We start from the raw sequence: 13,975 nt of genomic DNA, 5'->3' as shown, positions 1-13,975 counted from the left end.
GGTAAGAATTTTTATTTTATAATCACATAGGGGGAGGGTTTTATGGAAGAGAAAAAAATTGAATTTTACGGGGGATGGAAGATGTCTTTCATTCCGGCATTAGTGTTTTTCGGTACATGCATATTATTATTTGTCGTACTTTTATCATTTGATATGCATGCACTGGCTATGGGAGGTTTTTTAGGAATTATAATAGGAGGCTTCTTTGCAAAAGATTTTAAAGCATATTGGGATGGGGTTATAAAGGAGATCGCATCAGAAAATTCTGTTACTATTGTTGTTGTTTTATTTATAATTGGGATGTTTGCCCAGATGATGAAGGACAGCAATATCTCAGAAGGATTCATCTGGATAGCAAATACAGTAGGTTTAAGGGGAGGCCCGTTTATTGGCTTTGTATTTGTTACATCATGCATTATTGCCACAGCAACTGGTTCATCTATAGGAACAATGTTTGCAGCATTTCCAATATTTTATGCTTCAGGAGTAGAGCTTGGAATAAGTCCAGTGTTTCTGGCTGGTGCAATTACTTCTGGGTGCATATTTGGTGACAACTTAGCACCTATATCAGATACCACAATTGCTTCTGCTTCAACACAATCTTATAAAGATGGTAGACCTACAGAAATTGCAGGAGTTGTTGCATCAAGATTTAAATACTCACTGGTAGCAGGAATAATATCTCTAGTACTATTTGTCTTGCTGTCAGATAACATGCAAGGAGAAAGTATCAATCAAATAACAGGTAGTCCTAAGCCATTATTTATGTTAATACCTATAACAGTATTATTACTAACTGCCATTAAAACAAAAGATATTTTTAGATCTATTTCATATGGATTGGTAGTAGGCATAGTAACAGGTTTGGTTACTGGTATATTTACAATAGATAGTCTCTTTGCTTCATCTTCAGAGCTTGGAAATCATGTTACAGGTTTCTTGCCAACCGGTGTAAAAGAGATGATGGGGACAGTTACTCTTGTTATATCTGTTTTTGGAGTTATGGGGGTATTGCGTAGAGCAGGAAGTATGGAAAAAGTTATAAATGGTATCTCTAACTCGAGATTGGCTAATACGGTAATGGGTACAGAAATAGCAATAGCCGTTGGAATATGTTTAATCACAGCATTTTTTGGAGGAGTAACCAGTGCCTCAATACTGACATTTGGTCCTATAGCTGACGAACTTGGAAGGGAAAAGAATATTCATCCTTATCGTAGAGCTAATCTAATAGATGGATTTGCTAATTCGCTGCCAGTGAGCCTACCATTTTTAAGTGTTTTTGTATTTATTACAGCTGCCCTTAGTGGATTAAGTCCAGCAGCTGTGGCTGGAGGGCTAATATATCCAATGGTACTCTTCGTTGTTTTATGTTTCTCTGTGTTAACAGGTTGGGGAAGAATATACGAAATTGAATATGAAAAAGTAGTAAAAACTGAAGGATGATGCAATAAACTATAAAACTTAAAGTAAGGAGAGATAATAGATGAATAGAGATGACATTTTCACTCTGTATGACTTGAAAGTAGAGGTGATACAGGGGGATAAAGATATGGTTTGTAAGCATAATGTAGGTGACTACTTTCTAGTAATTGGTGAAGATTTAGTCTTTCCGGAGAATAATAGGTTTTCGATGTATTCTCTTGCAGCTATATTACCACTACTTCCAGCAAAACAAAGAGAGCTTCATAAAAATGACTGGATGTTAAGTGACAGTGTGATCGCATGTCCTGATCCTCATTGTGGTGGGAGATTTAAAATAACTAGAATAGATAAGAGAGAATTTAGTCATAATGATTGTACAATTGTTCCAATTAAGGGAGATGAATAATAAGTGAATATAGAAAGATATTCGTTAACAAAAGATTATTCTATTAGTAGGGTAATAAATGGTTGTTGGCAATTAAGTGATGGGCACAGTTTAGGTAACAAATTAGACTTTAAAGATATATTAAATGCATTTACTCAATTGGTGGAAAAGGGATTTACTACTTTTGATTGTGCTGATATATACACTGGTACCGAGGAATTTTTAGGTGATTTTTCCACACAATTAAAAACACATAGTTCATTAAGATCAGAAGATATTCAGATACATACAAAGTATGTTCCAGATGTTAATAAACTGAGTAACTTGAAGTTTGAAGATACGGAAGCTATAATCGATAGAAGTCTAAAGAGGTTGAAAAGAGATACTCTTGATATGGTGCAGTTTCACTGGTGGGACTATAATATAGAAGGTTTTGTAGAAACAGCAATGGACCTGGAAACCTTGAAGAAAAAGGGGAAAATCAGAAATATCTCGGTTACTAATTTTGATGAAAAACACTTATCTAAAATTGTGGATGCAGGTGTAGATATAGTCTCCTGCCAAAGTCAATATTCAGTTATTGAGAGAAGGGTGGAAAAAGGTTTTTTAGACTATTGTACTGGTAAAAATATTACACAAATATGCTATGGAACTATAAGTGGTGGATTAATTAGTGATAAGTATCTTGGAATGAGCAAGGCAACAGCAGCAGAGACCCGTTCCCAAGTAAAATATCTTCAAGTAATAGAGGAGAGTATAGGGTGGGATGCATTTCAGGAGCTATTAAATATATTAAAAAAGATAGCGGCAAAGTATAATGCAAGCATCTCTAATATTGCTTCGAGATATATCCTCGAAAAGAAAGCCATAGCAGCGATTATTATAGGTACTAGGAGCAGCAGACATATTGAATCTAACCAAAAAATATTTGAGTTGAAACTTTCAGAAGCGGATATGAAAATGATAGATGAATTCTTAATAAAGCAACCTATATTAGCAGGTCAACCTTATGAGTTAGAGAGAAACGATTCTAAATTTAAAGGAATCATAAAGATGGATTTAAACAAAAAACCTTAGTATTCCTTGATTGTTAGTTTAGATAAGAAATTGTAGCTTATTAAAACAACTAAGCTGCAGACAATAAATTAACTAGTCATGCAGGAATTTTTATGATTTTTTTCTGTGGTATTCATAAGTGGATTAAGACTGTGAGCAATATTTGCAACCAGAACAAAAAAGTTTTGTTTTAAAGTCATAAAGTTAAAGAGGATAGCATATTCAAAGAAAGAAGAAATTAGCACTGATATAAGTAAGATAAACAAAATAATTGATGAATTTTTACTGCCGAATAATTAGGTAACTGTTCTACTACAGTTTTGGATAATAAACTTATAATTTACTGTGATTTAACTTCATTAATTATTTAACTTGTGCTAATATAAACATTATGAATTATTCAGATAGGTAATATAAAATAAAGATATGTTTAGGTGTGGTGTTTCTTATGAAAAAAATTGGTATATCAGCAGGCTTGTATATTAATAATAAAACTTTTAATGATTACAAAATGACCTGTGTTGCAAACAACTATATGAATGCTGTCATTTTGGCTGGGGCTATTCCATTTGTGGTACCATGTATCGCAAATGAAGAGATGATGGAAGAAATATTAAAAACTCTTGATGGAATAATTTTATCTGGTGGTGAGGATTTTTCACCAAAATTTTATGGCGAAGAGGTTCTTGATAAATGTGGAGATATTACTCCTGAGAGAGATGAGGCTGACGTGTTGTTAGCCAGAAAAGCCCTGGAGCTAAAGATTCCTATTTTGGGAATTTGCAGAGGAAGTCAAATTCTGAATGTAGTTTCAGGAGGTTCTTTATACCAAGATTTGTCTTATTGCGAGGAAAAAGTAATATTAAAACATCAGCAGGGAAAAAACCAGGCTCTTGCAACTCATAAGGTTCAAATTGAAGAAAATTCAATATTGCAAGAACTCTACGGTGAAGAGATTTGGATAAATTCATTTCACCATCAGGCTGTTAGGGTTTTGGCTGATTCGTTCAAAGTAACTGCAAAATCAACTGACGGTATTATAGAAGGATTCGAGTCCGTTCTAAAAGATCATTTCATGATAGGTTTACAGTGGCATCCTGAAATGATGGCTACTCGTGGAAATCAAGACATGATTCGTTTATTCATGAAATTTGTAGAAAAACTATAGTTTGTACTCTATTGTTAATTAAGTGGCTATAAATTTTAAATATAAAGTTTTAAGAAAAATGGGGGGATTTCATGTTGAAAAAAATGAAACTATTATCTCTAACAATCTTACTTGTTTTAATATTAGTAGGATGCGGAGGTAACAAAGAGGAGAATGCTAAGACTGCAGAAGCTCCAAAAGAAAAGGTATTAAAAATTGCTATTGAAAAGGACGCTACAAGCCTTAATCCGGTTATTGTCACAGACTTAACTGGTGAAATGTTCTCAGCAAACATCTTTGACACTTTAGTAAGCTATAAAGACAGTGTTTCAGATGCTGCTCCGGGATTGGCTGAAAAATGGGAAATATCTAAAGATGGAAAAACTTACACATTCCACTTAAGAAAAGGTGTTAAATTCCACGATGGTACTGAACTTACGGCAAAAGATGTTGTTTATACCTATGAGGAAATTAACAATCCTAAAAACGGATCGCCTGGGAAACAATATTTAAATGAATTAGAAAAAGTTGAAGCAGTTGATGATTATACAGTTAAATTTACTTTAAAAAATGTATATGCGTCATTTATGCAATTAGTCGGGTCACCTCAATTTGGTATTCTTCCTTCTGAACATGTAAAAAAAGTTGGAATGGAAGCATTTGACAGAGCTCCAGTTGGTACTGGACCATTTAAATTTCAAGAGTGGGTACCTGATGATCACATTACTTTGGTTAAATTTGATGATTACTTCAGAGGACCGGCAAATATTGATAAAGCAATATTCAGACCGATTCCTAAGGCTGAAACTATTGCGGTAGAATTAAAATCTGGCGGAGTAGACTTAGCAGAAGGACTATTGCCACAAGATATTACAAAATTTCAATCTGATTCTGAATTTGAAGTTAAGCAAACTCCAGGTTTATCTTTCCAATATGTTGGATTCTCAGATAACCAAAAGCCATATTCAGATGTACGATTCAGAAAAGCGATCTACTATGCAACAGATTTTGAAAATGCAATTAAAGGAATATACGGTGTTACTGGATCAAGAGCTTATTCATGGATTCCGCCTGTAGTATTTGCTAACGATAAAAGATACATGAAGTCTAAAGCACTTCCATACGATGAAGCAAAAGCGAAAGCTTTATTTGATGAGTTGAAGGCTGAAGGAGTATTAAAAGAGGGAATGGAAATTCCTATCTTATCTCCACAAGATGCATTTAGATCAAAAATTGCAACTGCAATGGCATCAAGCTTAGTTAAATACGGATTTAAGCCGCAAGTTCAAACTCTTGAGTTTGGTACATTATTACCTTCAACAGAGGGTGGTAAAGCTGGTATCTACTTACTTGGTTGGGGGTCCGCTCCTGATCCTGATAGATGGACATACGCATTATTTCATACAGATGCAGGTACACAAAATAGATCCGCATACTCAAATAAAACAGTTGATGAAGCTTTAGAATTAGGAAGAAGTACTGCTGATCAATCTGTTAGAGAAAAGGCCTATGTTGAAGCAATGAGACAGGCAATAGCTACAGATTACGTTCATATTCCATTAATCTTCAAAAACATTACTATAGTTCATACTAAAAAAGTTACTAACTTCGAACCTTCGCCTCAGGGTTATATCTATTTATATACACCTAAAAATAATGTAGATATTAAATAAATTTATCTAAGGGGCTGCTTTTTTAAGCAGCTCTCTTTTTATAGCAAAAATTAGAAAATAAAAATAATGAATTCTGCTTATTTAAAGCCATAAAACCTTCAATTACATAGTATTTTTCTGGTTTCCCGTGTAAATTTTTTGCTTTTCAATACTACAATTTATCATAAAGGAGTAAGGCAATGGCTAATTATATTATCAGAAGACTTTTTATGCTTGTAGTTATTTTATTCTCTGCTTCATTAATTATATTTTTAATAATGAAAGCTGCTCCGGGAGATCCTGCTACAGTTCTTTTGGGAGAAAATGCAACTAAACAGGCAATAATAGAAGTTAATGCAAAATACGGTTTGGATAAACCTTTACCAATACAGTATGTAAAGATGATGACAAACTTGTTAAAAGGAGAATTAAACTCAATTTATTATAAGGACAATGTTCTCAAGATTGTCACAAAGAGACTACCTGCAACTCTCGAGTTAGGATTCTTCGCTATAGTCTTAGCTGTTGCAATATCTGTACCTGTTGGAATAATATCAGCTGTAAAACGGAACTCAATTTTTGACTACTTAGCTATGTCAACGGCACTCCTTGGGGTATCTATTCCTGTATTCTTTACAGGAATTATTCTGATGTATGTTTTTGCTGTTAAATTATCATGGTTACCTGCATCAGGATTTGGAGGACACATTTGGACTGCAGAAGGATTCAAACATTTCATTTTGCCCGGAATCTCATTATCCTTTGTGCTTATGTCATCTACAACTCGTCTTACACGTTCGGCTATGCTGGATGTTATTAACCAAGATTATATGAGGACTGCAAAGGCAAAAGGACTGTCTAAAATGAAAATTATTCTTACACATGGATTAAAAAATGCTATGATTCCAATAGTTACAAATATAGGAAACCAAGTTGCTTCAATATTTGCAGGAGCTGTACTTACAGAAACTGTTTTTTCATGGCCTGGAGTTGGAAGACTTGCTGTTGATGCAGTATTTAGAAGAGACGAACCTCTTGTGTTTGGTGCTGTAGTTATGCTTGCGGGGATATATGTTGTTGTTAATCTATTTGTAGATATTTTATATGCATTTATTGATCCGCAAATCAGCTATGATTAGGAGGCGAAAATATTGATCAAGAAAAATTTTATACATATATTTCTTTTAACTTTAAATTTATTGTGTATTGTTATTTTTTCACCAAAAGCTTTTCAAAGTACTAATACTAAAATTTCACTATTAAGTTTCCTGGTTTTTACAGTAATTTATCTGTTAGCCTTTCTTAAAAAGCTAAAGACTGATAAAAGAAGGGAACAAGATCAGATTAAATCAAAATGGGATATGGCTATTAAGAAATTAAAAAGAAACAGGAACTCCATGCTTGGACTGGTTATAATTACAATGATGATTTATATCGTTATGTTGGCACCGTTCCTAGCAACACATGACCCTATAAATATCGATTGGTCTGCACTGACACAAGGGCCATCAAAAGCTCACTGGTTAGGGACAGATGAATTTGGAAGGGACTTGTTCTCAAGAACACTTTACGGATCGAGAGTGGCAATGGGAGTCGGAGTACTTGCTGTAATGATAAACTCTTTAATTGGTACAGTACTTGGACTTTTAGCTGGTTATTATGGAGGTAAAGTTGATAACTTCATCATGAGAGCTGTAGAAATATGGAACTCTATCCCGTTTATTTTACTTGCCATTGTATTAATGTCTGCCTTTGGGACTGGAATATTTAATCTGATTATAGTTGTCAGCTTAACGGGAGTGATGGGGTTTGTCCGTGTAGTTCGAAGTTCGGTTCTTCAAGTAAAAGAGATGGACTACATCTCTGCGGCAAAAGTTATGGCTATCCCAAATTCATATATAATTACCAGGCATATCCTTCCAAACTGTATTGGTCCAATTATCGTACTGTCCACACTTAGAATAGGCGATATTATCCTCACAGTTGCAGGATTATCATTTCTAGGACTTGGAATTCAGCCACCTACACCATCATGGGGGCAGATGCTGTCCTCTGGTCAACAATACCTTGGTATAAACCTTTGGATGTCCGTTATTCCGGGAATATGTATCCTGCTAACAGTATTCGGATTCAACCTATTTGGAGACGGACTGAGAGATGCTCTTGATTCCAAACTTAAGGACTAAGATATATTTTGATTTTTATAAAGACAAAAGCAGGGTTTTATCCAAAAAAAATTAGAACCATTGTGAGGAGTGAATAATTCTGATGGAGAATAAAAGACCAATATTAGAAGTAAAAGAGTTGAAAACATATTTCTATACTGACTATGGTGTGGTAAAAGGCTGTGACGGAGTTAGTTATAAAGTTTATGAAGGGGAAACTCTTGCTCTTGTCGGAGAATCAGGTTCAGGTAAATCCGTAAGTGCTATGTCAATCCTGCAACTAATTCCAGATCCTCCGGGTAAAATTGTTGATGGAGAAATTCTATATAACGGAGAAAACCTTGTAAACTATTCTGAAAAACAGATGGAAAAAATAAGAGGGAACGATATTGCAGTGATTTTCCAGGAACCTATGACATCACTTAATCCAGTACTGACAGTAGGATATCAAATTATGGAGCCTCTTAAACTTCATCAAAAAATGAATAAAAAAGAAGCAACAGCAAGAGCAATTGAACTGCTGAAACTGGTAGGGATACCTTCTCCTGAGAATAGGATCAAAGAGTTTCCCCACCAAATGAGTGGTGGGATGAGACAAAGAGTAATGATTGCAATAGCACTGGCATGTAATCCTAAACTATTAATTGCTGATGAGCCTACTACAGCTCTTGATGTAACTATCCAGGCACAAATCATTAATTTAATGGAAGAGATGCAGAGAAAGCTTGGAATGGCTATCCTAATGATTACACATGATCTGGGAGTTGTAGCTGAAACTGCTGATAAAGTCGCTGTCATGTACTGTGGTAAAATTGTAGAGTACGGAAATGTGGAAGATATCTTTTATAACTCAAAGCATCCATATTTACAAGGCCTGAAGAAATCTATGCCGAGGCTTGATACAGATAATGATGATGACCTATATGTGATAGAAGGTATGGTTCCAAGTCCTCTAAATCTTCCCCAGGGTTGTAAATTTGCTGATAGATGTGAATATGTAATGGATATCTGCAGACAGAAAGAACCTGAGGCTGTTGACTTTGGGAATGAACATTATGCTAAATGTTTCTTATATTCAGAAAATAAGGGTGGGTAAACTATGGGAGATAAAATTTTAAAAATAGAAGACTTAAAGGTTTATTTTCCTGTTAAAAAAGGGATGTTGAAAAAGACCGTCGGATATATTAAAGCTGTTGATGGCATTACATTTGATGTGAAACCAGGAGAAACTATTGGGCTGGTTGGAGAGTCAGGGTGCGGTAAGACATCGACAGGGAAGGCTTTAGTTAGGCTGAGCCCCATTCACGATGGGAAGGTCTATTATTATGATAAAAGTCTTACTGAGTTAAGTGAAAATGAATTTAACAGTTTAAGACCTGATATTCAGATGATATTCCAAGACCCATTCTCTTCACTTGATCCGAGAATGACAGTTGGAGAGATAATAGGTGAACCTTTAAAATTTCATAGAAAAGATGAAGATACAACAGAGCTTGTATTAAAATATATGAAATTAACAGGGCTGAGAGAAGAGTTTTTGAAAAGATACCCGCATGAATTTTCCGGAGGACAAAGACAGAGAATCGGTATTGCAAGAGCACTAGCTCTAGAGCCAAAGCTTATCATTGCTGACGAACCTGTATCAGCACTGGATGTATCTATTCAGGCTCAGATTATTAACCTGATGATGGAGCTTCAGAAAGAGCTTAATTTATCATATATTTTTATTGCACATGATCTGTCAGTAGTTAAGCATATTTCAGACAGAATAGTGGTAATGTATTTAGGAAATGTTATGGAAATTAGTCCTTCGAAAAAACTATACTCTGAACCTTTCCATCCATATACACAATCACTTATATCTAGTATCCCTATTCCTGATCCAAGGAAAAGAGGGAAAAAAGAGGTTTTAGAAGGTGAAATTCCTTCACCGCTTAATTCTCCTGTTGGATGTAAATTCTCCACAAGATGTAAATATGCAGATGACTTGTGTAGAGAAAAAAGGCCTGTGCTGGAAACAGTAGAGGGTGAACATCAAATTGCATGTCACCACTGGAGAAAAATTAATAAGAAGTAAAAAAAATAAACCTGCATAATGCAGGTTCATTTTTTTTACTTCTGACCATTGATAACAATGTGACTTCAGCCTTTATAATGAACTTTCATCTTGTATTCTTCTTGAAATATAAAATATAAATAATTAATTTACCTGTCTCAGAAAGATTAAAGGAAATATTTGAGTGGCCTGGGAGATAATTATTAAAACAATATCAATTTGCATAGGTTGAGTTCGTTTAGTAAATTTAGACTATGTATCAAAGCCTAAAAAAATTATAGAGAAGGAGGAATTATGACTATAGAAAAAGTATGTATCATTTTGGCTATTTTGATATTTTTCAGCATCTATTCTCTAAAGTTATCTAAAAAATTTAATATTCCAACTTTAATAATATATCTAGCAGTAGGAATGATTGCAGGATCAGAGGGATTAGGCGGCATAGAATTTGACAATGCAAAGCTAGCTCAGTTTATGGGTAATCTGGCACTTTGTATAATCCTATTTTCAGGAGCGTATAATACTGATATAAAGGAAATCTCTCCGGTAAAAAAAGAGGGACTGGCCCTTGCCTTTGTAGGGGTACTTTTGAATACAATCCTGGTGGCAGTTCCTATATATTTCTTTACACCATTTGATTACACAGAAGCACTTCTTTTTGGAGCAATTGTATCTTCTACAGATGCTTCAGCAGTAGTGGCCATACTTTCATTTGGTGGTCTTGATATTAAAGAAAAAGTCGGAGGAATATTAAAACTGGAATCTGGAACCAATGATCCCATGGCGAATGTTATCATAATACTACTTATCACTATTATAAAATCTGGACAGATAAGTATAACCCAAGGTCTTTTATTTTTGTTCCTTCAGATAGGAGTAGGAGCACTTGTAGGAGTTATAGTGGCTAAGTTGGCTATAATATTTCTTGAAAGATTTGAGATAAAGATGCAAGAATTACACCAGATAATTATATTAGGATTTATCTTATTTACCTACGGAGTCACTAATATCTCAGGTGGAAATGGGTTTATGGCAATTTACCTTCTGGGACTTATCCTTGGAAATTCTCAACTGACCTACAGAAGGAATATGAGTAGATTCTTCGGATCAATTTCGTGGATGGTGGAAGTCGGTCTATTTGTTATGCTTGGGCTACTGGTATTCCCAAGTAAGTTTTTAGAAATCTGGAAAATAGGCGTTGCAGTATCCTTGATTTTGATATTTTTGGCCAGACCCTTAAGTGTTTTTATAACTCTTTTTAAGAGTGGTCTTGGAAATAGAGAAAAGCTTTTTATTTCCTGGGGGGGTCTTAAAGGAGCTGTTCCAATAGTTTTTGCAACCTTTCCATTGGTAGAGGGTGTTGCTAACGCAGAACTGATATTTAATCTTGTTTTTTTCGTAGTACTTCTTTCTGTTATTTTTCAGGGGATGACACTGCCATTTGCCTCCAGATATTTAGATTTAAATGAGACGAAAGATAAAATACTTGAGAGGGGAGATTTGGAAAACTTGGAATATTTCGAAGAGAATCTTATAAAAGTAAAAACTCGAAGAGACGGAATTATTCCCGGTAAAAAAATTATGGATCTTCACTTCCCGAAAGATATCCTATTAATACTTATAAATAGAAAAGGGAAAAAGATACTCCCAAGGGGAGATACACTTATAGAAGCCGAGGATGAACTTTATATTCTGGCAGACGACCCTCGGATAGTAGAAGAGTATATAATGGATTCTATTAAAAAAATTAGCCGTGAAAATAGAGACTGAGGCAAGCTAGTAAATTTTTTTCAAAGTGAACATAATAATAAAATTTTATTTAATAACGATGTCAATTGACTATTGGAATTTTTAAATTAAATTTTCTTAATAGTGTTTAAAAGTATATATTCTATGTTAATATATAAAAATTATTTATTAAGGGGGAAAATAATTATGGGTAAAGAAACATTAACTGAAGCACAGATAATTAGTACAAAAAACAGAAGCGGAATTTTTATCAAGTTATTTTTAACAGTACTTGGTATCCTGGTTATTTCTGAATTAATTGGGATTAAAAAGTATTCTCTAGGTCCCGGATCAGTGGTATTATTACCAATGCTGTATGCAGTAATTCTCGGTCTGATAGTTACTCCGGATATTTTAGGGAAGCATCTTAAATTTTTAAAGAAGCTTATTTCCAGCAAAGAAATAGAATTAGCAGGTTCAATGGTTATGCTTGCATTACTGCCACTAGGGGTGAAGTACGGGACATTGGTTGACCCTAATATCGTAAAAGTAGTACAGGCTGGTCCGGCATTCTTACTTCAAGAACTAGGAAATTTATTAACCCCGCTAATAGCTCTGCCACTGGCTTTGATTTTAGGTTTAAAAAGAGAAGCAGTGGGAGGGACTGTAAGTATTTGCAGAGAACCTACTCTTGGAATTATTGGTGAAAGATACGGTATGAATTCTCCAGAAGGAACAGGAGTATTGGGAACATATATGATAGGAACAGTATTTGGGACCATATTCTTTGGACTCTTAGGTTCTTTTGCTGTGGCATCAGGATTACACCCGTATGCTCTAGCAATGGCCTGTGGAATTGGAAGTGGAAGTATGATGACCGCTGCATCTTCATCATTATCTGCAGTGTCGTCTCCAGAAATGAAAGAAACAATATTGGCATACGCAGCTACTAGTAACATGTTAACAGGAGTAACCGGGATGTATTCTGTGGTATTTATAGCACTTCCTTTTACCAATTGGTATTATTCTAAACTAGCACCAAAATTTTTAAAAAAGGAGGTAATATAAATGCTTAGCAAAACTTTAGATCAATTGAAATTACTTATTTTTGTCTGTATTTTGATTTTAGTAGGGCAAAAGATCGGTTTTATGGTTGCAGGAAAAGAATTTTTAGTTTCAGAAGCCATTCCAGGAACGGTAATTATATTACTGGTTTGTGTTCTTTCTCTAATTATAAAAGACTTATTTCCAAAATTAAAATTTCCAGCTTTTGCCTGGGCTACTATGATAGCTTTAATTCTAAGTATGCCATTTATGCCAACAGCAAAACTTTTCCTAGAATATACAAATAAAATAAATTTTCTTTCAACAACAACTCCTATTTTAGCCTTTGCAGGAATCTCTGTTGGAAATAAAGTCAAAGAATTAAAATCAATGAGCTGGAAAATTGTATTGATATCCTTGGTTGTCTTTATGAGTACTTTCTTTGGTTCTGCAATCATTGCTCAGATAATGTTGAAAGCACAAGGTATAATTTAATATTTGGAGGCAAAATTTATGGATCAACTACAATTAAAGAAAAAAATCTGTGAAACAATCGATCAATATAGAGATGAAATAATATCTATAGGAGAAGATCTTTATAACAACCCGGAACTAGGATATAAAGAAACTTATGCTACCAAACTGGTCAGCGAAAAGTTTCAAGAGTTAGGGTTAACAGTAAAGAGCAACATTGCTGTCACAGGATGTCGTGGGAGTATAAATGAAAATAAGACGGGCCCTAAAATAGCAGTTTTGGGTGAAATGGATGCTATTATGTGCAGTGAGCATAAGGACTCAAATAAAGAAACCGGTGCAGTTCATGCCTGTGGTCATAATATTCAAACTGCTGCAATGATTGGTGTGGCAATAGGTCTTATCCGTTCTGGATCTCTTGAGGAACTTGATGGAAAAGTTGATTTTTTTGCAGTTCCGGCGGAAGAATTTGTTGAACTAGAATATCGTTCTAAATTAAAAGAAGCGGGTAAAATAAAATATTTTGGTGGAAAACAAGAGTTGATTGCCAACGGAGAATTTGATGATGTAAATATGGCAATGATGATACACTCATTGGATTTATCCAAAGAAGGGAAGATGGCTTTGGTAGGTCCGGTTGGTAACGGATTTATAGGGAAAAAAGTGCAGTTTATAGGGAAGGAATCTCATGCAGGAAGTGCCCCAGAAAAAGGAGTGAATGCACTAAATGCTGCAATGCTTGCCATGAATAACATTCATGCACAGAGGGAAACTTTCTCTGATGCTGATAGGGTAAGAGTTCATCCTATCATAACAAAAGGCGGGGATATAGTAAATGTAGTG

13 protein-coding genes are annotated in these 13,975 nt (G+C 34.6%); all 13 read left to right on the top strand.

The window, feature by feature from the left end:
- Positions 1 to 42 precede the first annotated feature (42 nt).
- Positions 43 to 1,446, top strand: coding sequence for a Na+/H+ antiporter NhaC family protein (locus tag ABZA26_RS00920; RefSeq protein WP_372712641.1), 1,404 nt, complete (start codon positions 43 to 45; stop codon positions 1,444 to 1,446).
- 40 nt (positions 1,447 to 1,486) lie between these two features.
- Positions 1,487 to 1,831, top strand: a complete 345-nt coding sequence (locus tag ABZA26_RS00915; RefSeq protein WP_372712640.1) for a TIGR04076 family protein — start codon at positions 1,487 to 1,489, stop codon at positions 1,829 to 1,831.
- Positions 1,832 to 1,834: 3 nt separating this feature from the next.
- The gene (locus ABZA26_RS00910) at positions 1,835 to 2,887 is read left to right on the top strand and encodes an aldo/keto reductase (RefSeq protein WP_372712639.1); all 1,053 of its coding nucleotides are present in this window, start codon (positions 1,835 to 1,837) and stop codon (positions 2,885 to 2,887) included.
- Between the two features lie 427 nt (positions 2,888 to 3,314).
- Positions 3,315 to 4,034, top strand: a complete 720-nt coding sequence (locus tag ABZA26_RS00905) for a gamma-glutamyl-gamma-aminobutyrate hydrolase family protein (protein ID WP_372712638.1) — start codon at positions 3,315 to 3,317, stop codon at positions 4,032 to 4,034.
- Positions 4,035 to 4,105: 71 nt separating this feature from the next.
- Positions 4,106 to 5,686, top strand: coding sequence for an ABC transporter substrate-binding protein (locus ABZA26_RS00900; protein ID WP_372712637.1), 1,581 nt, complete (start codon positions 4,106 to 4,108; stop codon positions 5,684 to 5,686).
- A gap of 179 nt (positions 5,687 to 5,865) precedes the next feature.
- A complete protein-coding gene (locus ABZA26_RS00895; RefSeq protein ID WP_372712636.1) occupies positions 5,866 to 6,804 on the top strand; it encodes an ABC transporter permease in 939 nt (312 codons plus the stop codon).
- Between the two features lie 222 nt (positions 6,805 to 7,026).
- Positions 7,027 to 7,851, top strand: coding sequence for an ABC transporter permease (locus ABZA26_RS00890; protein WP_372712642.1), 825 nt, complete (start codon positions 7,027 to 7,029; stop codon positions 7,849 to 7,851).
- Positions 7,852 to 7,933: 82 nt separating this feature from the next.
- Positions 7,934 to 8,926, top strand: a complete 993-nt coding sequence (locus ABZA26_RS00885) for an ABC transporter ATP-binding protein (RefSeq protein ID WP_372712635.1) — start codon at positions 7,934 to 7,936, stop codon at positions 8,924 to 8,926.
- A gap of 3 nt (positions 8,927 to 8,929) precedes the next feature.
- Positions 8,930 to 9,907: an ABC transporter ATP-binding protein gene (locus tag ABZA26_RS00880; RefSeq protein WP_372712634.1), complete on the top strand. Its 978-nt coding sequence runs from the start codon at positions 8,930 to 8,932 to the stop codon at positions 9,905 to 9,907.
- A 273-nt stretch (positions 9,908 to 10,180) separates the two neighbouring features.
- A complete protein-coding gene (locus ABZA26_RS00875) occupies positions 10,181 to 11,656 on the top strand; it encodes a potassium/proton antiporter (protein ID WP_372712633.1) in 1,476 nt (491 codons plus the stop codon).
- 165 nt (positions 11,657 to 11,821) lie between these two features.
- Positions 11,822 to 12,682 (top strand): DUF3100 domain-containing protein, encoded by an 861-nt coding sequence (locus ABZA26_RS00870; RefSeq protein WP_372712632.1) that lies wholly within the window; start codon positions 11,822 to 11,824, stop codon positions 12,680 to 12,682.
- Positions 12,683 to 13,153: a hypothetical protein gene (locus tag ABZA26_RS00865; protein ID WP_372712631.1), complete on the top strand. Its 471-nt coding sequence runs from the start codon at positions 12,683 to 12,685 to the stop codon at positions 13,151 to 13,153.
- An 18-nt stretch (positions 13,154 to 13,171) separates the two neighbouring features.
- Positions 13,172 to 13,975 (top strand): peptidase dimerization domain-containing protein (locus ABZA26_RS00860; RefSeq protein WP_372712630.1); only part of this gene is annotated, 804 nt, incomplete at its 3' end.

The organism is Ilyobacter sp. (assembly GCF_041583315.1).
In the GTDB taxonomy this organism is placed as follows: Bacteria; Fusobacteriota; Fusobacteriia; order Fusobacteriales; family Fusobacteriaceae; genus Ilyobacter.
The sequence above is the reverse complement of the archived record's forward strand: the minus strand, read 5'-3'. Positions and strand labels throughout refer to the sequence as shown.

Coding starts and splice junctions, on each gene's coding strand:
- ABZA26_RS00920 (WP_372712641.1), top strand. CDS start 43: ATGGAAGAGAAAAAAATTGAATTTTACGGGGGATGGAAGATGTCTTTC.
- ABZA26_RS00915 (WP_372712640.1), top strand. CDS start 1,487: ATGAATAGAGATGACATTTTCACTCTGTATGACTTGAAAGTAGAGGTG.
- ABZA26_RS00905 (WP_372712638.1), top strand. CDS start 3,315: ATGAAAAAAATTGGTATATCAGCAGGCTTGTATATTAATAATAAAACT.
- ABZA26_RS00900 (WP_372712637.1), top strand. CDS start 4,106: ATGTTGAAAAAAATGAAACTATTATCTCTAACAATCTTACTTGTTTTA.
- ABZA26_RS00895 (WP_372712636.1), top strand. CDS start 5,866: ATGGCTAATTATATTATCAGAAGACTTTTTATGCTTGTAGTTATTTTA.
- ABZA26_RS00890 (WP_372712642.1), top strand. CDS start 7,027: ATGGCTATTAAGAAATTAAAAAGAAACAGGAACTCCATGCTTGGACTG.
- ABZA26_RS00885 (WP_372712635.1), top strand. CDS start 7,934: ATGGAGAATAAAAGACCAATATTAGAAGTAAAAGAGTTGAAAACATAT.
- ABZA26_RS00880 (WP_372712634.1), top strand. CDS start 8,930: ATGGGAGATAAAATTTTAAAAATAGAAGACTTAAAGGTTTATTTTCCT.
- ABZA26_RS00875 (WP_372712633.1), top strand. CDS start 10,181: ATGACTATAGAAAAAGTATGTATCATTTTGGCTATTTTGATATTTTTC.
- ABZA26_RS00870 (WP_372712632.1), top strand. CDS start 11,822: ATGGGTAAAGAAACATTAACTGAAGCACAGATAATTAGTACAAAAAAC.
- ABZA26_RS00865 (WP_372712631.1), top strand. CDS start 12,683: ATGCTTAGCAAAACTTTAGATCAATTGAAATTACTTATTTTTGTCTGT.